Raw genomic sequence first — 22,688 nt, forward strand, 5'->3', positions numbered from 1 at the left:
TGCTTAAGCAGAAGTCATCTGCAAACCGTTTCATCGTTAAATCAAGCCAAGACAAGGCGCACGAGCGCAGACAGTACACCCGGTACGGCAAGCGAGCGCAACGCCGTATGGCTTGATTTTACGATGAAACTACACCTGAGGGTGGGCGCGTTCGAGTTTAGAATGCAGCTTGTTCAGACCATTCAAGTACGCTTTGGCTGAAGCCACCACGATATCCGTATCGGCACCCTGCCCGTTCACGATACGGCCGCCTTTTGAAAGCCGCACAGTCACCTCACCCTGCGCATCGGTACCGCTGGTGATGTTATTCACGGAATACAGCAACAGTTCAGCACCGCTATCCACGATTTTCTCTATCGCCTTAAATGCAGCATCCACCGGGCCGCCGCCATCCGCTTCTGATTTCTGCTCTGCGCCGTTGTCTGAAATGGTAATCAGCGCATGCGGCACTTCTCCGGTTTCTGAAGCCACTTGCAGGTAAACCAATTTAAAGTTTTCCGTCGCCTCGGAAACGAATTCATCACTGACCAACGCATGCAGGTCTTCATCAAAAATCTCGGATTTTTTATCTGCCAAGTCCTTGAAGCGTGCAAAAGCGGCATTGAGCAGATCTTCGGTCTCAAGCTCAATCCCAAGTTCTTTCAATCGTGTCCTGAATGCATTGCGGCCAGACAGTTTTCCCAAGGTCAATTTATTCGTATTCCAGCCCACATCTTCCGCACGCATGATTTCATAAGTTTCTCGGTGCTTCAATACGCCATCCTGGTGAATGCCGCTCTCGTGGGCAAATGCGTTAGCACCGACAATCGCCTTGTTCGGCTGAACCGGGTAGCCCGTGATCGAAGAAACCAGCTTGCTCGCCGGCACGATTTGCGTAGTATCGATGGTTGTAGCCAGATTGAAGATATCACCGCGAGTCTTGATCGCCATGACCACCTCCTCCAAACTGGCATTGCCTGCACGCTCACCCAAGCCGTTAATCGTACATTCCACCTGGCGTGCGCCGCTCATTACAGCAGCCAGGGAGTTGGCGACCGCCATCCCCAAATCATTATGGCAGTGTGTTGACCATACGACTTTATCGCTGTTCGGTACGCGCGCGATCAGGTCACGCATACGCTCGCCCCAGGCTGCAGGAATGGAATAGCCCACCGTATCCGGCACATTGATGGTTTTTGCACCCGCTTTGATCACTTCGTCGAAAATACGCACTAGGAAGTCCATTTCCGAGCGCACAGCGTCTTCGGCCGAAAACTCGACATCATCGGTATATTCCAACGCCCATTTGACTGCCTGTACTGCGCGCTCGACCACCTGGTCTTCCGTCATGCGGAGCTTGTTTTCCATATGGATCCTGCTGGTGGCGATAAAGGTATGGATACGGCCGCTGGCGGCCGGCTTGATTGCCTCGCCGGCACGCCGCACATCGTTTTCACTTGCGCGCGCAAGCGAACAGACCGTAGAGTTCTTGATGATTTTTGCAATTTCATGGATCGCATCGAAATCACCGGGGCTTGCAGCTGCAAAACCGGCTTCAATCACGTTGACACCCAACTTCTCAAGCTGGCGTGCAATACGGATTTTTTCTTCTTTAGTCATTGCTGCGCCCGGACTCTGCTCGCCATCGCGCAACGTGGTATCAAAAATGATAATCTGCTCTTGTTTCTTAGTGGTTTGGTTCATATACGGTTACCTAACTTTTTATTCAGTTTTTAGCTAACTATTGCTTGAATAATTCAGCTCAAAAACCGCACCTGATCAGAAACGCCAAGGTTCAGACATCAGGTGCAGCGCGCTTTAATACTAGTATGGGGGGGGTGGGGGATATAGTCTGCGCACTAGCGCAGCAACGCACGCAGGCGTAACGCAAAGGTTTTGCGTAAAACAAAAGCACTGGCAGCGAGGCTGAGTGCAAAAGAAATATAGATGATGTGTGAGTTCAACATGATGAATAGAAATATAATGTTTTTCAGCGAGTTACGCAAGCATTTAACTATTTGAATTTATTTATCATAATGATAAATAAATTCAAAGTTGACCGGCTACGGTTGTTTCGCTGATTTAAGCTTGCCGCGTACCCACATGACATAGCCGGAAAGTGCGTACACCACCATAACCAGGAACAACACCTCAGGCGGGCTGTATGAGATCAGCACCAGCGCAAGCACAACCCCCAAAATCACAAAGAACGGTACGCTGGCTTTTAAATTAATATCCTTACCGCTGTAGTAGCGCAAATCGCTCACCATGGACGCGCCGGCAAACACGGTCAGGCTCCAGGCCATCCATTTCCATTTCAATACGCCAAAGAACACATCGCGTTCACTTACCCCATACTCATATGACACCCAGACAAACCCCGCCAGCAATGCTGCCGCAGCCGGACTTGGCAAGCCCTGGAAATAACGCTTATCCTGATGCTCATCATCAAGCTTGGTATTGAAACGTGCCAGTCGCAATGCTGCGCAGGCGCAATAAATAAAGGCTGCGATCCAGCCCAGTTTGCCCAGCGGTTTTAATGCCCAGACATAAAGTATCAAGGCCGGCGCCACCCCAAAAGAAACCATATCGGACAGACTATCATATTCAGCGCCAAAAGCACTTTGCGTATTCGTCATACGTGCAACACGCCCATCCAACCCATCCATCACCATGGCGATAAAAATAGCGATCGCCGCCAGTTCAAACTTGCCGTTCATGGCCTGCACAATGGCATAAAAACCAGCAAACAAAGCTGCTGAAGTAAACAGGTTCGGCAGTAAATAAATACCCCGCGAGCGCAAAGACGGAATATCGGAATTACGGCGGGATAGTTTTTGTTTAGGTTCGATCATAGCGATATCACATAGTTGGATATGCTAAGTATAAATCATGAATAATCACGGCGTGAAAAAATAAGCTGACCGCCAAGCAAAAAGCCGGCATTCATGCCGGCTTTTTGCCATTACAATTCACTCACGGGCTAGTTTGCCGCGGCTGGCGCCGGTTCTGCAACAAATATCTCTACACGGCGATTTTTAGCGCGATTGGCGGCCGTATCATTTGCCACCAGAGGCTCGCGTGACCCACGGCCATCAATCGTAATGCGGCTTGCGGGTACGCCTTTTGCAGCCAGGTAATCACGTGTGCTGGCAGCACGGTTTAATGATAACGGATTGTTGATTGCATCCGTACCCGTACTGTCGGTATGGCCGATGATGGTGACTGTAGTCGCCGGATTGCTTACCAGGCTTTTCGCGAACGTATCCAGGACAGGCCTGAAATTTGACTTGACATCGGCACGGCCGACATCAAACGAAATATCACTGGGGATATCCAGTTTCAGGCGATTATCTGCGGTTTGCGTAACGGCAACCCCGGTACCTGCAGTTGCCTTTTCCATCTCGGCTTTCTGCTCCTGCATGCGTTTGGACCATACATTACCAGCCACACCGCCGGCAGCCGCGCCCACAGCAGCACCAATCACGGCACCTTTGCCGCCGCCGGCCACTGCACCAACCACCGCGCCTGCACCTGCGCCAATTGCCGCGCCCTTGGCTGTGCCTTTTTGTGTTTCTGTCATGCTAGCGCAACCACTGAATATGAAAGTCGCAGCTACTGCGCCCACTATCAATTTCTTGTTCATATTATTCTCCTCATTGTTGATTCCAGCAGAATGTCATTCTACACCCATAAAATTACGCTTTAAATACATAAAATAACAGCTGATTAAATGGGTAACGCGGTTCATGGACAAAAGTTAACAACCACGTGCCAAGTTTTTGAAAAAACAGCCAAATAAAGCTTATCCAACCAACACCGACCTATGGAACTGCCCGGCAAAATGAGTGGAACACGCAGGATTATGTTAGTATCGCGGCTTCAAAATATTAATGCTTCACCATGCAATTTACCTTACACAAACAAGATGGCCTGGCTCGCCGCGGCACGTTGAACCTGGCGCACGGCAATGTTGAAACCCCCGCTTTCATGCCTGTTGGCACTTATGGCACCGTGAAGGCGATGTCACCGCTGGAACTTGATGAAATCAATGCACACATCGTGCTCGGCAACACATTCCATTTATGGCTGCGCCCGGGGCTGGAAGTCATCGCAGCACATGGCGGCCTGCACAAGTTCATGGGCTGGAATAAACCGATACTGACCGATTCCGGCGGCTTTCAGGTATGGAGCCTGGGCGACCTGCGCAAAATCACGGAAGAAGGCGTAAAGTTCCGTTCGCCGATCAACGGTGATTCATGCTTTCTGACCCCGGAAGAATCCATGCGCATCCAGCGCGTATTGAATTCAGACATTGTGATGATTTTTGATGAATGTACGCCCTACCCCGCTACGCACAAAGAGGCCAGCGATTCAATGCAGCTTTCACTGAGATGGGCCAAACGCAGCAAGCAGGCGCACGAGGGCAACACCAACGCCTTGTTCGGCATCATCCAAGGCGGCATGCATGAAGACCTGCGTGACATTTCACGCAGCGGTCTGGAAGAAATCGGCTTCGACGGTTATGCGATTGGCGGATTGTCGGTAGGTGAGCCTAAAGAAGACATGCTGCGTATACTTGCCCATACCGCCCCGAAAATGCCGCAGGATAAACCGCGCTACCTGATGGGCGTAGGCACGCCGGAAGACCTGGTTGCGGCAGTATCGCAAGGCGTGGATATGTTTGACTGCGTGATGCCGACGCGCAACGCACGCAATGGCTGGCTGTTTACGCAATACGGCGATGTAAAAATCAAGAACGCCAGTTACAAAAACGACACGCAGCCACTGGATGCCGACTGCAATTGTTATACCTGCCAGAATTTTACGCGTTCTTACCTGCACCATCTGCACCGTATCGGCGAAATCCTGGGTTCACGCCTGAATACCATCCATAACCTGCATTATTACCAGCAGCTGATGGCAGGCATGCGCAGCGCGATTGAAGCAGGCACATTCGAGGCATTCAAGCTGGATTTTGCCGCTAAACGCAAAAGTTTATCCTGACTGCGATTGCGCCGATTTGCAGTATCCTGCAATCGCGTTTAAGTATGTGCTAGAATTTAAAGCTAATTTTTACCAAATTTCCTGTTTAATTTTGAGAGAGTCATATCGTGTTTATTTCAAATGCTTATGCTGCAACAGCAACATCAACTGATTTCGCAAGCTTTTTACCGCTGATCGTCATTTTTGTTTTGTTCTTTTTCATGATCATCCGCCCGCAGATGAAACAGGCAAAAGAGCAGCGCAACATGATTGCCGCCTTGCAAAAAGGCGATGAGGTCGTGACTTCAGGCGGCATCGTCGGCAAAGTGACGAAAGTGACAGAAGCATTCGTAGTACTTGAAATTGCTGCCGAAACCGAAATCACCGTACAGAAACACGCGATCATGAGCGCATTGCCTAAAGGCACCATTAAGAGCATCTAAAAAAACCTGTATGAAATACAGCCGGCTGAATTGATCCGCATTGATTTAGCCGTGTTTTTAGAAATTATCTTGTATATCCAAATTGCAAAGAATTGATTAGAGCCTGACTATGAACCGCTATCCAATGTGGAAAAACATTTTTATTGCCATCGTGATTTTGATTGGCTTTATTTACACGATTCCAAACTTCTTTGGCGAATCTCCAGCGGTACAGATTACTCCTGCTAAAAGCACCTCCAAACTTGATCCGGCTTTACTCGGTCAGGTAGAAGCCATTTTCAAAAAAGAAAACATCGCATTTGATGGCATCTATCTGGATGCCCGTGGCGTCAAGGCGCGCTTTAACAATACCGACACGCAAATCAAGGCAAAAGATATTCTGCAGGCCAATTTAGGCAACGACTATACCGTTGCACTGAACCTGCTTTCCCGTTCGCCGGACTGGCTGCGCAGCCTGGGCGCCAAACCCATGTACCTCGGTCTGGATTTACGTGGCGGCGTGCATTTCCTGCTGCAGGTAGACATGAAAGCTGCGCTGGATAAAGCAGCGGAGCGTTTCATCGGCGATTTCAGGACCGCATTGCGCAAAGAGCGCATCTCATATGCCGGTGTCAGCCGTGAAGGCCAGACCGTACAGATTCGCTTCACGAACACAGCCGAACTTGAAAAAGCCAGAAAAATCCTGAGCAAGGAATACCCAAACCTGACACTTAAAGACAGTGCCAACAGCGAATACAAACTGCTGACCGCATCACTGAATGCCGTTGAACAAAAACGCATTCAGGATTTTGCACTCAAACAGAACATCCAGACCCTGCACAACCGTATCAATGAGCTGGGGGTAGCGGAACCGATTATCCAGCAGCAAGGTACTGACCGTGTAGTCGTCCAGTTGCCGGGCGTACAGGATACCGCCAAAGCAAAAGAGATCCTGGGACGCACCGCGACCCTGGAAATCCGCCTGGTTGATGAAGAGAAGTCCGACCCGGCCACACTTGAAAATGCCGAAAAAGGCCAGGCACCAGTCGGTGACGAAGTATTTAAAGATCGCGAAGGCCGGGCGATCCTGGTTAAAAAGAACGTTGTGCTGACCGGTGACTACATCACCGATGCAGGTCCCGGCATCAATGGCCAGACCGGCCAGTCAGTCGTTAACGTAACCCTTGACGGCCGCGGCGCGCGCGTATTCCAGCAGGTTACACGTGAAAACGTCGGTAAACGCATGGCAATATTACTGATCGAGAAAGGCAACACCGAAGTCGTGACGGCACCGGTCATTAACGAAGAAATCGGCGGTGGCCGCGTACAGATCTCAGGCATGGCCAACACACAGGAAGCCACGGACATTTCATTGCTGCTGCGTGCCGGCGCACTTGCCGCACCTATGGATATCATTGAAGAACGTACCGTCGGCCCAAGCATGGGTCAGGACAACATCAATCGCGGCATTCACTCCACATTGTGGGGCTTTGCAGCCATTGCCGTCATGATGATGATTTACTACGTGGCATTCGGCATGGTATCTGTCATGGCACTTGCCATCAACCTGCTGCTGCTGGTGGCAATATTATCCATGCTGCAGGCCACGCTGACCTTGCCTGGCCTGGCGGCGATTGCACTGGCGCTGGGGATGGCGATTGATGCAAACGTGCTGATCAATGAGCGCGTACGTGAAGAAATGCGCAACGGCAATACTCCGCAGGCAAGCATCCACGCAGGCTATGACCGTGCATTCGATACGATCCTGGACTCCAACATCACCACGATGATTGCCGGCCTGGCACTGTTCATGTTCGGCACTGGCCCGATTAAGGGCTTTGCGGTAGTTCACGTGCTGGGCATCCTGACTTCGATGTTCAGTGCAGTTGTAGTATCACGTGCAATCATCAATGCTATCTATGGCTACCGTCGCAAGCTGACCAAACTTTCAGTCGGTCAGATTTATAAAGCCTAACCCTAACATTATCAGAACGCCAGAGTACAAATTATGGAATTATTCAGAATAAAAAAGGACATCCCGTTCATGAGTTATGGCCGTCTAACGACGACTATATCATTGGTGACGTTCATATTAGCGATTTTCTTCCTGGTCACACGCGGCCTGAATTTCGGTGTCGACTTTACCGGCGGTACCGTCATGGAAGTCAATTACCCACAAGCCGCCAACCTGGAAAGCGTGCGCAAGGCAGTTGACAGCATCGGCTTAAAAGAAGCGACCGTGCAGAACTTCGGCTCCAGCCATGATGTGCTGATCCGCCTGCCGGTGAAGCCAGAGCTTTCCGTGTCGCAATTATCAGAACAGGTGAAGGCAGCACTGGTGAAGGCCGACGCAACCGCTGAAGTCCGTCGCGTAGAGTCCGTAGGGGCGCAGGTGGGTGACGAACTTTACGAGAATGGCGGCCTGGCACTGTTCTTTGTATGTACAGGCATCATGCTTTACCTGTGGATGCGCTTTGAATGGCGTTTTGCTATTGCCGCGATTATCGCAAACATGCACGACGTGGTGATTATTCTTGGCTTCTTTGCATTCTTTCAGTGGGAGTTCAACCTTACCGTACTTGCCGCGGTGCTGGCAGTTCTAGGTTACTCAGTGAACGAATCGGTGGTGGTGTTTGACCGTGTGCGCGAAAACTTCCGCAAAATGCGCAAGGCCAGCGTGACGCAAGTGATCGATAATGCGATCACCCGCACGATGTCACGTACAGTGATTACCCACCTGATGACGCAGACCATGGTGGGTTCAATGCTGCTGTTCGGCGGCGAAGTGCTGCATAACTTTGCTCTGGCGCTGACTATCGGCATCCTGTTCGGCATCTACTCTTCCGTACTGGTGGCAAGCCCTATTGCAATGTGGCTGGGCGTCAGCCGCGCCAACCTGGTCGGCGAGACCGAAAAGAAAGAAGGCGATAAAAAAGAAAAAGTAGTGGAACCCGATCCATCTGAGTTCGCTTAACGCCACACATCAATCATCACTTACTGTACTGCGCACACCGTTTGTACAGTAAGTGAATCACCTTACTTGCCTTGCATCGCCTCTCACGTATAAACTCTTGATTTCATCAACAGCATCACCACACCCCATTGGATAACATTCCTATTTCATGGCAATTAGGCGGCCTTGCGCTGCTGCTGCTTATTTCTGCATTTTTTTCAATTGCAGAAACCAGCCTGATGTCACTCAACCGCTACCGGCTGCGTCACCTGGTAAAAGAAGGCAATCGCGGCGCGCGGCTTGCCAGTGCACTGCTCGCAAAAACAGATAAATTACTTGGCGTCATCCTGCTCTGCAACAACTTTGCCAACGCAGCCTCCGCGACACTGGTCACGGTGATCACCGTCGAACTGTTCGGTGAAGGTGAATGGGTGCTGATGTTTGGCACCCTCGCGGTCACCTTTGCGATTCTCGTATTCAGTGAAATCTCCCCAAAAGTGATTGCCGCGGCTTACCCTGAAAAGCTCGGCATATTCTGCAGCTACATCCTCTACCCGCTGCTTAAAGTGCTATACCCTGCCGTCTGGTTCGTTAACCTGTTTGTTGGCGGGCTATTAAAACTGCTGCGGGTAAGGGTCAACTTTGAACAGTCTACGCAGTCACTGACCATGGACGAACTGCGCAGCATCGTCACCGATGCCGGGCATTTCATGCCGCAGAAGCACCGCACCATCCTGTTGAACCTGTTCGAACTTGAGAAAATCACTGTAGATGATGTGATGACAGCGCACACCATGGTCGAAAGCATCAACTTCGACCTGCCGGTTGAAGATGTGCTGCAGCACATTTCAAACAGCCTGCATACCCGCTTGCCTGTACGTCAGGGCGAGCATGAGGAGATCATCGGTATATTGCATGTACGCAAGGTGATCAGTCGCCTGCGTGAACATCTGCATGGTCATGAGCTTGATAAAGAAGCATTGCTCGAAGTCATTGCCGAGCCGTACTTCATCCCATCCGGCACGCCGCTTTTCACACAAATCCAGCAGTTCCAGGAAAACCAGGAGCGTGTAGCATTAGTGGTCGACGAATACGGTGAATTTAAAGGCATGGTCACCCTGGAAGATATTCTGGAAGAAGTCATCGGTGACTTCACGACCCAATCCCCGTCGCGCACCGGAAGTTACCGCCAGGAAGAAGATGGCGGCTGGTTCGTAGACGGCAGCAGCTCGTTACGCGACCTCAATAAAAAATTGAAGCTAAGCCTGCCGCTGGACGGCCCGCGCACACTCAACGGGCTGATACTGGAGCATTTTGAAGATATACCGGAGCCCAATACCAGCTTCAAGATAGGCTCCCACCGTCTGGAAATCATCCAGACCCAGGACAGGATCGTGAAGAGCGTCAAGATATTCCCTTAAGCCTGCAAGCGGCCCTGTCAGTTTAGCTGCATCATCCTGTCTGCTGCAGCTAAAATTACCCTTGAATTTTTTAGTATTTGGCTCACAATAGATTCAACCAACCAGATTCAGATTATGGCGAACCCTGCACACGAAAGTAATACCGTACTTAAACCTGAGGTTGCAAAACCAAAATTGCCCCCCATGTTCAAGGTAATGCTGTTAAACGACGATTACACCCCAATGGAGTTTGTTGTTGAAACGATAGAACGCTTTTTTAGCAAAAGTCGTGAACAAGCGACTCAAATTATGCTCAAAGTGCATATCGAGGGCGTTGGTGTCTGTGGGGTTTACCCGCAGGATATTGCAGAAACTAAAATGAGCCAGGTAATGAACCATGCAAGGGAAGCGCAACATCCCCTGCAATGCATCATTGAAATAGCATAAGGGCATTTCTATCAATGCAAGGTTTGGATGCATTGATAGAAATGTTTATGAATATAAAAGAAAGTCAGGTATCGGAATGATCGCGCAAGAGTTAGAAGTAAGTTTGCATATGGCCTTTATGGACGCTAGGCAAAAGCGCCATGAGCTCATCACGGTTGAGCATCTGCTGCTCGCCATGATCGACAATCCCACAGCGGCCGAGGTCTTGCGCGCTTGTGGCGCGAAACTGGAAGTACTGCGCACCGAGCTTAATCAATACATCGAAGAACATACGCCAACCGTGATGGGGCAGGATGAAGTTGACACGCAGCCTACACTGGGGTTTCAGCGCGTCATCCAGCGTGCCATGCTGCATGTCCAGTCATCTGGAAAAAAAGAAGTGACCGGCGCGAATATCCTGGTTGCGATTTACGGCGAGAAAGATTCGCATGCGGTTTTCTTCCTGCATCAACAGGGCATTACGCGCCTGGATGTAGTCAATTACATTTCCCACGGCGTCTCTAAAGTCGGCGAAACTGCGAAGCCTGAAGGCGGCGAAGCGGAATCCGACACCGAAGCACCACCGAACGGCGCTTTGGAAAACTATACAGTCAACCTGAACGCGCAGGTCGCAGCCGGCAAGATCGACCCCTTGATCGGCCGCACATCGGAACTGGAACGCGTGGTACAGACCCTGTGCCGCCGCCGCAAGAACAACCCGCTGCTGGTAGGCGAAGCCGGTGTAGGCAAAACTGCGATTGCAGAGGGCCTGGCACGCCGCATTGTTGAAAAAGACATTCCGGACGTGCTTGCCAACGGCGTGGTCTACTCGCTGGACATGGGCGCCCTGCTTGCCGGTACCAAATATCGCGGTGACTTTGAGCAGCGCCTGAAGGCCGTCATGAAGCAGCTTGAGGAAAAACCGGACGCGATCCTGTTTATTGATGAAATCCATACGCTGATTGGTGCCGGTTCGGCCAGCGGCGGCACCCTGGATGCCAGCAACCTGTTAAAACCGGCGCTCTCGAATGGTTCGCTCAGGTGCATAGGTGCTACAACCTACCAGGAATACCGCGGCATCTTCGAAAAAGACCACGCGCTCTCCCGCCGTTTCCAGAAGATCGATGTCACTGAACCCAGCGTTGCTGAAACCATTGAAATACTCAAAGGCCTCAAGTCGCGCTTTGAATCGCATCACAGCGTGAAATATACGGCCAGCGCACTCATGACCGCAGCCGAGCTCTCAGCCAAATACATTAACGACCGCCACCTGCCTGACAAAGCAATTGATGTGATTGATGAGGCCGGTGCAGCACAGCGCATCCTGCCTAAGTCCAAACAGAAAAAAGTCATCGGCAATAAAGAGATCGAAGACATTATCGCGAAAATTGCACGTATTCCGCCCAAGAACATTTCAACGGATGACCGCAATGCGCTTAAAACACTGGAACGCGACCTGAAAGCCGTTGTATTCGGCCAGGATAAAGCCATAGAAGCATTGTCTTCTGCGGTGAAAATGGCGCGCAGCGGCTTGGGCCACAACAACAAACCCATAGGCAGCTTCTTGTTCAGCGGCCCGACCGGGGTAGGTAAAACCGAAGTCGCCAAGCAGCTGGCCTACATCATGGGCATTGAACTGATCCGCTTTGACATGAGTGAATACATGGAGCGCCATGCGGTTTCACGCCTGATCGGTGCGCCTCCGGGTTATGTGGGCTTTGAACAGGGCGGCCTGATGACCGAAGCCATCACCAAACACCCTTACTGCGTGTTGCTGCTGGATGAAATCGAAAAAGCGCACCCGGACATTTTCAATATCCTGCTGCAGGTGATGGACAATGGCACACTGACTGACAACAATGGCCGCAAAGCCGACTTCAGGAATGTGACCATCATCATGACCACCAATGCCGGCGCCGAAAACCTGTCCAAGTCCAGTATGGGCTTTATGGATTCGAAACAGGCCGGCGATGAACAAGCCGATATCAAACGCCTGTTCTCACCCGAGTTCCGCAATCGCCTGGATGCAGTCGTTTCATTCTCATCATTATCAACGGACATCATCATCCGCGTAGTGGATAAATTCCTGATCCAGCTTGAAGACCAGCTACATGAGAAAAAAGTCGAGGCTACTTTCAGCGACAAATTGAAGGCCTACCTGGGCAAAAAAGGCTTTGATCCGCTCATGGGCGCACGTCCGATGGCAAGGCTGATCCAGGACACGATCCGCAAGGCATTGGCGGATGAGCTGCTATTCGGCAAACTGGCTAACGGTGGCAGCGTGCATGTAGATATTGATGATAAAGATGAAGTCAAACTCATTTTTGCAGCCAGCAGAACCAATGAGGATATCGATACTGCTACAACAGTAGATTAACAGCACGCCAGCCTGGCGCAGGCGTGCTGTTAAACCAAAGCCGGGGTCACACCCATTACATGCTACGGACAACATGCCTATGGTCATCGTAACCGCTTCTACCTTTCAGGTACCCATAGAGGTATGCGCGACACTGGCATTTGCGCTCTCGGGCCTGATCGCAGGCGCCAGAAAGAAGCTGGATGCATTCGGCGTGTTTGTCGTAACAGGGGTTGCCGCCTTTGGCGGCGGCACTTTGCGCGATGTGCTGCTGGATAGGCGGCCATTTTTCTGGGTAGACCATGCAAACTGGCTATGGCTGATGCTGATGCTTTGCCTGTTTGCGATGATCTTCATGCGCAACCGGCATATACAGCTCACCGAACGCGCGATCCTGGTGCCTGATGCACTGGGGCTGGGGTTATATGCGGCACTGGGTACACAGATCGCCTTGAATCTGCAAATGCCCGTGATTATCTGCGCCTTGATGGGTGTGATGACCGCGGTATTCGGCGGTGTACTGCGTGATATATTCTGTAACGAAATTCCAAAAGCCTTTAATGATTACCAGCCGTATGCCGTCATTGCATTTTCCGGCAGTCTGCTGGTCGTCGCCCTCAATGCAGTTCACGTGCCGCAGTGGCTCTGCATTTTCGTGCCTGCCGGTTTGATCTTCATTTTCAGGATTACCGCAATCTACCTTGGCTGGCGTCTGCCAGGCTGGAAAATAGAGGCCGAATAAACCGGAGCGCCTGCTACAGCGGTCATCGCAGCAGCAGTACTGGATGCTCCAGCCCAATGCCATCAACCGGTATAGCTTGGATGCTTGACCATCACGGATTCAAACAATGCCGAATTTACCAGAGACTGCAGCCACAATTTAAGCTTGGGATAAGCTGCAGTTTCAAACCACGCATGATCTACTGCGGCAAACTGGCGGATAAATGGAAAGATCGCGATATCAGCCAGGCCGATCGTGTCCCCAAACAAGAAAACATTGTGCTGCAAATACTGCTCGAGCTTTTCCAGGAACCGCTCACCCTGCTGCCTGTAATGTTCAGCAGAGTGTTCGGGGAAACGGATCGCATATTTATATCGATCCAGGTTCTGCTTGAACGCACCATCATTCTCTGCGACCAGCAGTTCCTGCTGCCGCAGTTCTTCACGCAGCCAGCCATCCGGATCATGCTGCTGCAATGCCCAGCGCATGATGTCCAGGCTTTGCTCGAGCACCAACCCGTCTTCCAGAATCAGTACCGGCACCGTGCCTTTGGGAGACACTTGCAACAGGTGTGCAGGTTTGTCCTTGAGTGATACTTCACGGATTTCAACGGCTATGCCGGCATAACTGAGCGCCATGCGTGCACGCATCGCATAAGGGCAGCGTCGATAGGAATAAAGGACAGGCAATGCCATTTCAGTGGCCGGTGTTAACCCAATGACCTGCAAATATCATGTACCAGCGCAGGCCCTTTGTAGATCAGGCCGCTGTAAACCTGCACCAGACTGGCACCGGCCGCGATTTTCTCAACCGCATCAGCGCTATTCAGAATGCCGCCTACACCAATGATCGGCAGCGCCCCCTGCAAGCGCTGCGACAGCTGCTGAATCACCAGTGTAGATTTTTCGCGTACCGGAGCGCCGGATAATCCACCGGTTTCATTAGCGTTCCCCATCCCCTGCACCTGCTCCCTGGCCAGCGTGGTATTGGTTGCAATCACGGCGTCGATTTTGTGTGCCACCAGCAGATCAGCAATTTCATTGACTTGCTCACGCTCCAGGTCAGGTGCGATCTTCAATGCAACCGGCACATAGCGGCCATGTCGCTGCGCCAGTTCCAGCTGCGCCTGCTTTAATGCAGCGAGCAAATCCGATAAAGCCTCTTTTTCCTGCAGGGCGCGCAGGTTCTTGGTGTTGGGTGATGAAATATTGACCGTGATGTAACTGGCATAGGCATACACTTTACGCATGCAGATCAAATAATCGTCCACCGCTTTTTCATTTGGCGTATCAAAATTCTTGCCGATGTTAATGCCAAGCACACCTTTGTAATTTGCAGCTTTCACATTTTCAATCAGGTTGTCCACCCCCAGGTTATTAAAACCGAATCGATTGATAATGCCTTGTGCCTCTTTAACCCGGAACAAACGGGGCTTGGGGTTGCCTGGCTGCGGTCGCGGCGTGACCGTGCCGATTTCAATAAAACCGAAACCCAATGCGGCCATGCCATCAATAACCGCGCCATTTTTATCCAATCCTGCCGCAAGGCCAACCGCATTGGGAAAGGTGATTCCCATGACCTGCCGTGGCGCACAGGCAGGCGCCTGTGGATAGAGCTTTAACAATCCGGACCGCTCTGCGCATTGCAGGCTTTTCAAGGTGAAATCGTGCGCGGTTTCAGCATCAAGCTGAAATAGCAGGGGCTTAATAAGTGAGTAAGTATTCATACCGTGATTTTACTTTAAAAATACGCAGTCATGATTGCCGCAAGCAATGCCAGTCCGATTTCACGGCATCTACATGCCTTTGCTGAATGCGCCTTGGTTGAATATATATTTCCATAGTGCCAGGCCACGAGCGCATAGTCACCTTAACGCAGCAATGGCATAATGTTTACCTGGCTGAACAGCAGAAACTGAAATCATCATCATGGCAAAAAACCAAGCACTGCAACTACTGGGCGGACTGACACCCGCAGAATTCCTATCCGGCTACTGGCATAAGAAGCCACTCCTGATCAAGAATGCCGTCCCCGGCTTCAAGGGATTACTGAGTCCTGAGGAGCTGGCCGGGTTGGCGTGTGAAGACGAAGTGCAGTCACGCATTGTTGAGGAAATCAATGGCCAATGGCACGCAAGCCACGGCCCTTTTGATGATGAAGATTTTGCCGGATTGCCTGAAAAGCCGGATCCAAAACACCGCTGGACCCTGCTGGTGCAATCCGTAAACCATTACCTGCCTGAGGCCAGCCAGCTGTTGCAGCAATTCGACTTTATCCCGCATGCCAGGCTGGATGACCTGATGGTCAGTTACGCACCCGATGGCGGCAGTGTCGGCCCGCATTTTGACAGCTATGATGTATTTCTGCTGCAAGGCCAGGGCAAGCGGCTGTGGCGCGTCAGCGAGCAGACTGACCTCAGCCTGGTAGATGGCGCTCCGCTACGCATACTGAAAAATTTCGACACGGCGCAGGAGTGGCTGCTGGAAGCAGGAGACATGCTCTACCTGCCGCCGCACCTTGCACACTGGGGCATAGCCGTCAGCGACGGCAAGACAGACTGCATGACCTACTCCATCGGCTTTCGCGCCCCTAAGAACCAGGAACTTGCAACGGAGTTTCTTGGCTACATGCAGGATAAGCTGAACCAGGAACAGACAACGCTGGCCGGCATGTATGAAGATGCCGACCTCGGCTTGCAGGAACATGCCGCAGAGATCAGCGGCTCCATGGTCGCCAAGGTGTCGGCTATCCTGAGAAACATCCAGTGGTCAGATCATCATGTGGCGGACTTCCTGGGCACTTACCTCTCGGAGCCTAAACCTGATGTCGTGTTCGATGCGAACAAGAAAACCAGCCTGAGTAATTTCAATAAACAGCTGGTCAAGCATGGCATCGTACTCGACCTGAAAAGCCAGATGCTGTTTACCGGCAATACTTTTTATCTGAATGGCGAGGCCGCAGCTTTCACAGGTGAAGCCGCCGCACTACTGACCAGGCTAGCCAACCTGCGCGTACTCAGTGCGGATGAACTCGGCAGCAGCCTGCCGGTCGATCCGCGGTTATTGCAGCAATTGCATCTCTGGTACCTGGCCGGATTTCTTCACATTAACGACTAGATGCCATTTCCACCATGACCAGCGCCAATACCATTCTTGAACCTGACACGATCATCTCGGGAGAGCAGCTTTACAATGAAGCAGTCGGCCTGATCCTGAAAAGCGCTCAGCGCGAATTGCTGATCTTCGATCAGGATCTGAGCCGCGGCAGCTTTTCCAGCCTGGAGAGTTTCAATTACCTGCAGAATTTCCTCAGCGCCAACATTGCCAGCGAACTTACGATTATCTTGCAGGATGCAGGCTACTTCCAGCAGAAATGCCCGCGACTGGCTGGACTGCTGCAGATTTATGGGCATAAGATGCACGTCCATGTGACCAACAGCTCGGCCAGGCATGCTAAAGATTGCTTTATCCTGGCTGACGGTGAGCATTACATAAAACGCATACACATCGACCAGGCACGGTTTAAATATGCATTCAACGACCGCAAGAATGTAGAGACCCTGAACAACCGGTTCATGGAATTAACGGATGCCATAGGCGATGCCGTCACTTTAAGGCCACTCGGACTATGATAAACGCCCCGTATCAAGCCTCCCGATTGTTTCGACTCTGCCTGATTTTCATCACCTGTTTTTGCCTGGGACTGCATGCCGAAGCGGCTGCAGAATTCAAGATCATTACCCTGCAGCATCGTTTTGCTGAAGACATCCTGCCGGCAATTCAACCTTTAGTCGGCAGCGGCGGCACCGCCAGTGCCATGCAGAACAACCTGATCATACGCACCAGCGCAGAAAACATGGCAGAAATCGAGCAGCTTATCAGCACGCTTGATACCGCCCGCCAAAACCTTAAAATCACGGTTAACCGCAATAAAAGTACCAATGCAGATAAAAGCAACGCCAACATGACGATACGCAAACGTATCGGTAATATTGTGGTAGAAACGGACAGCAGGCAACGCACGGCAAGAGATGGCGCCTCATTGAACGTCGAAAACCGTCAAGTGAGAAGCAACAGCCTTAACAGTCAGTTTATCCAGGTAATAGACGGCGAAAAAGCCTTCATCAGTGTCGGCCAGTCCATTCCATACACACAGGAATGGGTTAGCCTGACACATCGTTATATCAGCACGCAGCGTACAACCGAATTTATTGCGATAGACACTGGCTTTTCCGTACGTCCGAGAACCATCGGCAACCTGGTAGAGTTAGAGATCACCCCCAGGTTTTCTCAATTAAATCAAAGGGGAACGATAGATTTCGAAGCACTGACCACAACCATACGCGCCAGTCGCGGAGAGTGGGTAGACTTGGCCGGTATCATGCTTAACAAAGATGATGTCAGCCGGGCGATTCTCAGCTGGCAGAGCGATTCCCAGTCTTCAGACGGCCAACTTTTTATCAAAGTTGAATAGCTAACTGAAAAAAAACAATAAAGCCAAGAACTTTTTTTTAAAAAAGCTATACAAAGCCTCGAATTTAGCTGTTTTTTTTCATAATTACTGGTAGAATTTGCGCCACTCGGTATAGCTAATTGGTAAAAGTTTTAGGCAGTTATCGAAAAAAGTTTTTTAACTAGTTTAAACCCTTAAGGAAATCAAAAATGACACGTTCAATCTTACTTGCTGCATTATTAGCTCTTGCTGTTACTGCTTGTGGCGAAAAAGCTGCTGAAGCTCCTGCTGCTGAAGCTCCAGCTGTTGAAGCTCCTGCTGCTGAAGCTGCACCAGCTGCTGAAGCTCCTGCTGCCGAAGCTGCACCTGCTGCCGAAGCTGCACCTGCTGCTGAAGCTGCACCAGCTGCTGAAGCTGCTCCTGCTGAAGCTGCTAAGTAATTAATTAGCTAGCAATAACTGCAAAAAAGCCGACTTCCAGTCGGCTTTTTTATTGTTGTTAAAAAACTACGCAATTCAGAATCCTTACAACCCAGAATCCATATAATTCAGTATCCATGCAATTCAGCATGCCAAGCTAAATAATCGATCTCCAGTCAAATCCCTGCACTTGATCCGCAACACCGACCCAATCAGACGCACACCCCAGCACATTGGCCAAGGCAGTCTTTGCCAGCAGCGGTGTATTATTTTTAGCACTGAGATGCGCTGCCACAATATGCTGCAGCCTGCTATTATCGAGCCTGGATAACAGATTAGCGGAATCGCCATTCTCCAGATGCCCCAGGTCACCGCCTACGCGTTTCTTTAGCGGCCAGCTGTAAGGGCCATTCTGCAGCATCGCTGCATCATGGTTGCATTCAAGCACAAGCGCATTACACCCGCTCAAATTATCTTCTATATGTGGCGTGATGCGGCCTACATCAGTCAGCACGCCCAAGCGCCTGCTGCCGTCAGAAAACACGTATTGAACGGGCTCCCGCGCATCGTGCGGCACCGGGTAAGGCTGCACTTCGATATCATGGACTGTGAACGCTGTATGCGAATCGATTACATGCAGTTGCAGCGCATGCTGGCTAGGGAAATAACGCGGCACCATTTTCAGGGTGCCATAGGTCAGCCATACCGGGATATCATGCCTGGCAGCGAACTTGAACGCGCCGCCGGCATGGTCATCGTGCTCGTGGGTGATGACGATGCCGTTGATATCAGAAGGCGCCAGGTTTAGACGCGCCAGCCTGGCCAAGGTCTCTTTGACGCTGAAACCGCAGTCCAGCATCAAACGCGTCCGCCCGACCTCTACAACCAGTGCATTGCCAGCACTACCGCTACCTAGCGAGGCAAAGCGCATCAGCTTACCTTTCTGAAAATACTACAGCGATTCTTGCTGCAGCAATTATCTCAGCTGCTCATACATCAAAGCAATGATGCGGTTGGCTGTCGTTGTACGCACGCGGGCACCGCTCGCATCCACCACTGTGACGACCGCATTGCCTGCATCGCTGTCTGCGACTTTAATGCGATATTGCTTGTCCGGATTGGTTTTGCCTTTATCATCACTACCCCAGAACTTAAGGCTATCAACTATGCTCTTCTGCTCTTTCTGAGCCGGTGTCTGCGCTTCTTTTTTATCATCGTCACCCCAGAACTTCAAGCTTTCCATCAGGCCTTTCTTTTTCTTGGGGGTATCGTCAATATCAACATCCGCATAACGTACGAAGAACAAACCATTGGAACGGTCTTTATCTTCGATCACGAAACCTATCCTGTCCAGCGCAAGGCCAACGCGGCGCCATGCACGGTCAAACTGGTCATTCAACAGCAATCTTGCGCTGCCGTCTGATTCTTTCACAACCTCAGCGCGTTTGATGACAACGGCTTCAGCAAGGATGGATTTGGATTTCTGCTCCTCAATGCCGAGCTTCACCATCAAGCGACGCAGCAACTCCGCATCAAGTTCGGCATCGCTCGCATCGGCTTTAGGTGCATTTTTGGCATCCGCCCTGTAGCCGGTTTCAATTTCACCTAACTGGGTCTGGATACGGGTCTTGCCGTCATCCGGCGCACCGGATACCGAACGGTGGGTCATGTAGATTTCTGTCGTGCCGGCTTCAGTACCGCGATCCAGGCGCGTGCGGAATTTTTTCCTGTCAGCAAAACCGGATAACTTATCCAGCCATTTATCGAATTTATCCAGCGCATTGCCTGACGTATCTTTCTTGATAGCATCAGATTCAACCCATTCGGTTTCCATGACACCGATCTGCGCATTCTCGACACGCACAGCAAACCCCATATCAATCCAGAACTCACGCACCACAGGCCATATTTTCTCGGCAGGCGCATCCACAACGAGCCAGCTTTGTGCACCAGATCTCTCAAGACGAACGCCTTCAGGTGTCTGCAGCACTTTCTCAACACCGATTTCCTGGCCTTCCTGCGCCTGGGTATAGCTTGAATAACTGGTACTGCCCGGAACCGCATAGGTATCACTGCTCGGGCTGGCAGTCAGGTCCGGCGGAACTTCCAATGGGCGCGAACGACCAGCACCTTTATAATCCGAGGTATTATCGATAAAAGGGATGGAATCACAGGCAGTTAAGTTAGCCAGCAATAATAAAGGTAACAATAATGATGTTGTTCTAGCCTTAACGTGTTGAATATCAATCTGGGTTGACTCGATATTGACTTGTTTCATTCAAACCTCTTTGCTTAAAGTATTACGTTAAAGAATCTGGGCTGCCTTGCATGCTGCGCGCAATACATCGTGATACTGGGCTGACAGGTTCACTAATGGCAGGCGAATGCCGGTCTTGATCATGCCCATTTGCTGCAGCACCCATTTCACCGGGATCGGATTGGCTTCAACGAACAGTTTCTGGTGCAATGCAAACAGTTTTGCATTAATTTCACGCGCCAGGTTCACATCACCCGCCACAGCAGAGACACACATTTCATGCATTAGTTTCGGCGCTACATTGGCCGTTACGGAAATCACACCCCGTGCACCCAGCAGCATCAATGGCATCGCAGTCGCATCATCGCCGCTGAATACGGCAAAATCTTTCGGCGCCCTTAACAGCAAGTCTGTGCCGCGCTCCAGGCCACCCGTCGCATCTTTGATACCGACGATATTCGGATGGGCTGCCAGGCGCAGCGTTGTGTCGTTTGTGATGTCACAGCCGGTACGGCCAGGTACGTTGTACAGGATCTGCGGAATCTGAACCGCATCGGCAACGGCTTTAAAATGCTGGTACAAGCCTTCTTGCGTAGGCTTGTTGTAGTATGGCGCAACCAGGAGACAGGCATCCACACCCAGGTCTTTGGCTTTCTGCGTCAGTTCGATTGCCTCTTTAGTGGAGTTGGCTCCGGTACCGGCGATCACCGGTACCCGGCCATTCACCTGGCTCACGGCTGTTTCAATCAGCAGGCAATGTTCTTCAAAATCTACCGTGGGTGATTCACCGGTAGTGCCAACGATAACAATCCCATCCGTACCCTGATCAATATGAAAATCAATCAGCGCGCTTAACGATGGAATATCCAGACGCCCATCTTCATACATAGGCGTAACAATAGCGACCATACTGCCTTGCAACATAGCAAACCTAAAACAATTTATAATCTTCCATTTTAACTGAAAAGACGAATAAATAAACACACTCTATTCGTAAACTTACAAGCTATTTACACACACTAAATATATTTACAGGTCTTAATACTTTTGCTGCGCTTTATTGAATCAGCACAGTAGCAAAAACGGTATAATTCAGGCTTGTGTACGCTCTTTTGTAGCAGAAGAATTCAATATGGCTTTTGACTTGCATCACTACATCATGATTTTGATTGGCACAGTACTGGTAAACAATATTGTGCTGGTCAAGATCCTCGGGCTGTGTCCGTTCATGGGGGTTTCCAAAAAACTGGAAGCCTCTGTCGGCATGGCCGGCGCCACGGCTTTTGTATTGAGTATAGGCTCCATGACAAGCTGGGGCATCAACCACTACCTGCTGGAACCGAACGGCCTGCTTTACCTGCGCACCTTATCCTTCATCGTCGTCATTGCAGGCGTCGTGCAGTTTACCGAAATGGTCATGGAAAAGAATTTTCCTCCGCTGCACCAGGCCTTGGGTATTTTCCTGCCCCTCATCACCACCAATTGCGCAGTACTGGGCATTCCGCTGCTGAACGCACAGTCCAGCCACAGCTTTCTGGAATCGCTGTTTTTCGGCATGGGCGGCGCGATTGGCTTTTCAATGGTACTCATCCTGTTTGCATCCATGCGCGAAAGACTCGAAGCCGCCGATGTTCCGGCCGTGTTCAAAGGCTCGGCAATCGCCATGGTCACCGCATCACTCATGAGCCTGGCATTTATGGGTTTTGCCGGACTTGATAAATATTAGCTTTAAATTACGCCCCCTGATATGTTGACCGCCCTCTATATTATGCTCGGCCTGGCCTTGGTGCTGGGTATTACGCTCGGCATTTCCGCGCTTTTATTCAAAGTAGAAGGAGATCCGCTGGTAGCGCGTATTGACGCAATTCTGCCGCAGACTCAATGCGGCCAGTGCGGCTATCCCGGCTGCAAGCCTTATGCAATGGCAATTGCCAAAGGCGAAGCCGACATCAACCAGTGTCCGCCCGGCGGGGATGCAGGCGCACACGCCCTGGCTGACCTGATGGGTGTGGAATACAAGCCGCTCAATGCGGAACATGGCTTGCCTAAACCGAAGTCCGTCGCGTTCATTGACGAAAACACCTGCATAGGCTGCACGCTCTGCATCCAGGCCTGCCCGGTAGACGCCATTCTGGGCGCTGCAAAGCACATGCACACCATTATTGCTTCAGAGTGCACCGGATGTGAATTATGCCTTGCTCCCTGCCCGGTAGACTGCATCACGATGAAACCGATTGGCGAAACCCCTGACAACTGGAAATGGAAATACCCCGTGATCCCGATTAAAGCAATGCCGGCTAAAGAAGGGCATGTTTAA

Annotated in this window: 22 protein-coding genes; 14 read left to right on the plus strand and 8 right to left on the minus strand. The window is 51.0% G+C overall.

What is annotated here, in order from left to right; genetic code table 11:
• Window positions 1-129 precede the first annotated feature (129 nt).
• From GQ51_RS06185 to GQ51_RS06195, 3 genes are all read right to left on the minus strand, one after another.
• Entirely contained in the window at window positions 130-1,683 is a 1,554-nt protein-coding gene (locus GQ51_RS06185; protein WP_047551118.1) for a 2-isopropylmalate synthase, read from the minus strand.
• Between the two features lie 359 nt (window positions 1,684-2,042).
• Window positions 2,043-2,834 (minus strand): CDP-diacylglycerol--serine O-phosphatidyltransferase, encoded by a 792-nt coding sequence (gene pssA, locus GQ51_RS06190; protein ID WP_047551129.1) that lies wholly within the window; start codon window positions 2,832-2,834, stop codon window positions 2,043-2,045.
• A gap of 128 nt (window positions 2,835-2,962) precedes the next feature.
• Window positions 2,963-3,625 (minus strand): OmpA family protein, encoded by a 663-nt coding sequence (locus GQ51_RS06195; protein WP_047551132.1) that lies wholly within the window; start codon window positions 3,623-3,625, stop codon window positions 2,963-2,965.
• 257 nt (window positions 3,626-3,882) lie between these two features.
• Here GQ51_RS06195 and tgt point away from each other — a divergent pair, with 257 nt between their 5' ends.
• From tgt to GQ51_RS06235, 8 genes are all read left to right on the plus strand, one after another.
• Window positions 3,883-4,986: a tRNA guanosine(34) transglycosylase Tgt gene (gene tgt, locus GQ51_RS06200; protein ID WP_047551133.1), complete on the plus strand. Its 1,104-nt coding sequence runs from the start codon at window positions 3,883-3,885 to the stop codon at window positions 4,984-4,986.
• A gap of 107 nt (window positions 4,987-5,093) precedes the next feature.
• Complete coding sequence (gene yajC, locus GQ51_RS06205; protein WP_047551135.1) at window positions 5,094-5,408, plus strand: preprotein translocase subunit YajC; 315 nt, start codon at window positions 5,094-5,096, stop codon at window positions 5,406-5,408.
• A gap of 109 nt (window positions 5,409-5,517) precedes the next feature.
• Window positions 5,518-7,362: a protein translocase subunit SecD gene (gene secD, locus GQ51_RS06210; RefSeq protein ID WP_047551137.1), complete on the plus strand. Its 1,845-nt coding sequence runs from the start codon at window positions 5,518-5,520 to the stop codon at window positions 7,360-7,362.
• 33 nt (window positions 7,363-7,395) lie between these two features.
• Complete coding sequence (secF, locus tag GQ51_RS06215; RefSeq protein WP_047551140.1) at window positions 7,396-8,361, plus strand: protein translocase subunit SecF; 966 nt, start codon at window positions 7,396-7,398, stop codon at window positions 8,359-8,361.
• Between the two features lie 128 nt (window positions 8,362-8,489).
• Window positions 8,490-9,761, plus strand: a complete 1,272-nt coding sequence (locus GQ51_RS06220; RefSeq protein WP_047551143.1) for an HlyC/CorC family transporter — start codon at window positions 8,490-8,492, stop codon at window positions 9,759-9,761.
• A gap of 114 nt (window positions 9,762-9,875) precedes the next feature.
• The gene (gene clpS / locus GQ51_RS06225; RefSeq protein WP_047551146.1) at window positions 9,876-10,187 is read left to right on the plus strand and encodes an ATP-dependent Clp protease adapter ClpS; all 312 of its coding nucleotides are present in this window, start codon (window positions 9,876-9,878) and stop codon (window positions 10,185-10,187) included.
• A gap of 76 nt (window positions 10,188-10,263) precedes the next feature.
• Window positions 10,264-12,543, plus strand: coding sequence for an ATP-dependent Clp protease ATP-binding subunit ClpA (gene clpA / locus GQ51_RS06230; protein ID WP_047551148.1), 2,280 nt, complete (start codon window positions 10,264-10,266; stop codon window positions 12,541-12,543).
• A 79-nt stretch (window positions 12,544-12,622) separates the two neighbouring features.
• On the plus strand, window positions 12,623-13,264 hold the full coding sequence (locus tag GQ51_RS06235; RefSeq protein WP_047553989.1) for a trimeric intracellular cation channel family protein: 642 nt from the start codon (window positions 12,623-12,625) through the stop codon (window positions 13,262-13,264).
• A 62-nt stretch (window positions 13,265-13,326) separates the two neighbouring features.
• On the opposite strand, the gene GQ51_RS06240 is transcribed toward GQ51_RS06235, so the two are convergent.
• Window positions 13,327-13,938 carry a glutathione S-transferase gene (locus tag GQ51_RS06240; RefSeq protein ID WP_081987109.1) on the minus strand — a complete coding sequence of 204 codons (612 nt, stop codon included), beginning with the start codon at window positions 13,936-13,938 and terminating at the stop codon, window positions 13,327-13,329.
• Between the two features lie 14 nt (window positions 13,939-13,952).
• Complete coding sequence (locus tag GQ51_RS06245; RefSeq protein WP_047551152.1) at window positions 13,953-14,969, minus strand: quinone-dependent dihydroorotate dehydrogenase; 1,017 nt, start codon at window positions 14,967-14,969, stop codon at window positions 13,953-13,955.
• A 202-nt stretch (window positions 14,970-15,171) separates the two neighbouring features.
• Here GQ51_RS06245 and GQ51_RS06250 point away from each other — a divergent pair, with 202 nt between their 5' ends.
• The 4 genes from GQ51_RS06250 to GQ51_RS06265 all read left to right on the plus strand — a co-directional run bounded on the left by GQ51_RS06250 (window position 15,172) and on the right by GQ51_RS06265 (window position 18,135).
• The gene (locus GQ51_RS06250) at window positions 15,172-16,359 is read left to right on the plus strand and encodes a cupin domain-containing protein (RefSeq protein WP_047551155.1); all 1,188 of its coding nucleotides are present in this window, start codon (window positions 15,172-15,174) and stop codon (window positions 16,357-16,359) included.
• A gap of 14 nt (window positions 16,360-16,373) precedes the next feature.
• Entirely contained in the window at window positions 16,374-16,874 is a 501-nt protein-coding gene (locus tag GQ51_RS06255) for a DUF7931 domain-containing protein (protein WP_047551158.1), read from the plus strand.
• Window positions 16,871-17,716 (plus strand): secretin N-terminal domain-containing protein, encoded by an 846-nt coding sequence (locus GQ51_RS06260; protein WP_081987110.1) that lies wholly within the window; start codon window positions 16,871-16,873, stop codon window positions 17,714-17,716. The genes GQ51_RS06255 and GQ51_RS06260 overlap by 4 nt, the downstream gene beginning before the upstream one ends.
• Window positions 17,717-17,904: 188 nt before the next feature.
• Window positions 17,905-18,135, plus strand: coding sequence for a hypothetical protein (locus tag GQ51_RS06265; RefSeq protein WP_047551161.1), 231 nt, complete (start codon window positions 17,905-17,907; stop codon window positions 18,133-18,135).
• A gap of 136 nt (window positions 18,136-18,271) precedes the next feature.
• Here the strand turns inward: GQ51_RS06265 and GQ51_RS06270 are convergent, their stop codons facing one another.
• The 3 genes from GQ51_RS06270 to dapA are packed head-to-tail and all read right to left on the minus strand — an operon-like array spanning window position 18,272 to window position 21,295.
• The gene (locus GQ51_RS06270; protein ID WP_047551165.1) at window positions 18,272-19,045 is read right to left on the minus strand and encodes an MBL fold metallo-hydrolase; all 774 of its coding nucleotides are present in this window, start codon (window positions 19,043-19,045) and stop codon (window positions 18,272-18,274) included.
• 45 nt (window positions 19,046-19,090) lie between these two features.
• On the minus strand, window positions 19,091-20,392 hold the full coding sequence (bamC, locus tag GQ51_RS06275) for an outer membrane protein assembly factor BamC (protein WP_047551168.1): 1,302 nt from the start codon (window positions 20,390-20,392) through the stop codon (window positions 19,091-19,093).
• Between the two features lie 27 nt (window positions 20,393-20,419).
• Complete coding sequence (dapA, locus tag GQ51_RS06280; protein ID WP_047551171.1) at window positions 20,420-21,295, minus strand: 4-hydroxy-tetrahydrodipicolinate synthase; 876 nt, start codon at window positions 21,293-21,295, stop codon at window positions 20,420-20,422.
• A gap of 208 nt (window positions 21,296-21,503) precedes the next feature.
• Between dapA and rsxA the strand changes: the two genes are divergently transcribed.
• Window positions 21,504-22,097: an electron transport complex subunit RsxA gene (gene rsxA, locus GQ51_RS06285; protein ID WP_047551173.1), complete on the plus strand. Its 594-nt coding sequence runs from the start codon at window positions 21,504-21,506 to the stop codon at window positions 22,095-22,097.
• A gap of 21 nt (window positions 22,098-22,118) precedes the next feature.
• Complete coding sequence (gene rsxB, locus GQ51_RS06290; protein WP_047551176.1) at window positions 22,119-22,688, plus strand: electron transport complex subunit RsxB; 570 nt, start codon at window positions 22,119-22,121, stop codon at window positions 22,686-22,688.

It is taken from the genome of Methylotenera sp. G11 (genome assembly GCF_000799735.1).
Classification (GTDB): domain Bacteria; phylum Pseudomonadota; class Gammaproteobacteria; order Burkholderiales; family Methylophilaceae; genus Methylotenera.

Coding starts and splice junctions, on each gene's coding strand:
- GQ51_RS06185 (WP_047551118.1), bottom strand. CDS start 1,683: ATGAACCAAACCACTAAGAAACAAGAGCAGATTATCATTTTTGATACC.
- pssA (WP_047551129.1), bottom strand. CDS start 2,834: ATGATCGAACCTAAACAAAAACTATCCCGCCGTAATTCCGATATTCCG.
- GQ51_RS06195 (WP_047551132.1), bottom strand. CDS start 3,625: ATGAACAAGAAATTGATAGTGGGCGCAGTAGCTGCGACTTTCATATTC.
- tgt (WP_047551133.1), top strand. CDS start 3,883: ATGCAATTTACCTTACACAAACAAGATGGCCTGGCTCGCCGCGGCACG.
- secD (WP_047551137.1), top strand. CDS start 5,518: ATGAACCGCTATCCAATGTGGAAAAACATTTTTATTGCCATCGTGATT.
- secF (WP_047551140.1), top strand. CDS start 7,396: ATGGAATTATTCAGAATAAAAAAGGACATCCCGTTCATGAGTTATGGC.
- clpS (WP_047551146.1), top strand. CDS start 9,876: ATGGCGAACCCTGCACACGAAAGTAATACCGTACTTAAACCTGAGGTT.
- clpA (WP_047551148.1), top strand. CDS start 10,264: ATGATCGCGCAAGAGTTAGAAGTAAGTTTGCATATGGCCTTTATGGAC.
- GQ51_RS06235 (WP_047553989.1), top strand. CDS start 12,623: ATGGTCATCGTAACCGCTTCTACCTTTCAGGTACCCATAGAGGTATGC.
- GQ51_RS06240 (WP_081987109.1), bottom strand. CDS start 13,938: ATGGCATTGCCTGTCCTTTATTCCTATCGACGCTGCCCTTATGCGATG.
- GQ51_RS06245 (WP_047551152.1), bottom strand. CDS start 14,969: ATGAATACTTACTCACTTATTAAGCCCCTGCTATTTCAGCTTGATGCT.
- GQ51_RS06250 (WP_047551155.1), top strand. CDS start 15,172: ATGGCAAAAAACCAAGCACTGCAACTACTGGGCGGACTGACACCCGCA.
- GQ51_RS06255 (WP_047551158.1), top strand. CDS start 16,374: ATGACCAGCGCCAATACCATTCTTGAACCTGACACGATCATCTCGGGA.
- GQ51_RS06260 (WP_081987110.1), top strand. CDS start 16,871: ATGATAAACGCCCCGTATCAAGCCTCCCGATTGTTTCGACTCTGCCTG.
- GQ51_RS06265 (WP_047551161.1), top strand. CDS start 17,905: ATGACACGTTCAATCTTACTTGCTGCATTATTAGCTCTTGCTGTTACT.
- GQ51_RS06270 (WP_047551165.1), bottom strand. CDS start 19,045: ATGCGCTTTGCCTCGCTAGGTAGCGGTAGTGCTGGCAATGCACTGGTT.
- bamC (WP_047551168.1), bottom strand. CDS start 20,392: ATGAAACAAGTCAATATCGAGTCAACCCAGATTGATATTCAACACGTT.
- dapA (WP_047551171.1), bottom strand. CDS start 21,295: ATGTTGCAAGGCAGTATGGTCGCTATTGTTACGCCTATGTATGAAGAT.
- rsxA (WP_047551173.1), top strand. CDS start 21,504: ATGGCTTTTGACTTGCATCACTACATCATGATTTTGATTGGCACAGTA.
- rsxB (WP_047551176.1), top strand. CDS start 22,119: ATGTTGACCGCCCTCTATATTATGCTCGGCCTGGCCTTGGTGCTGGGT.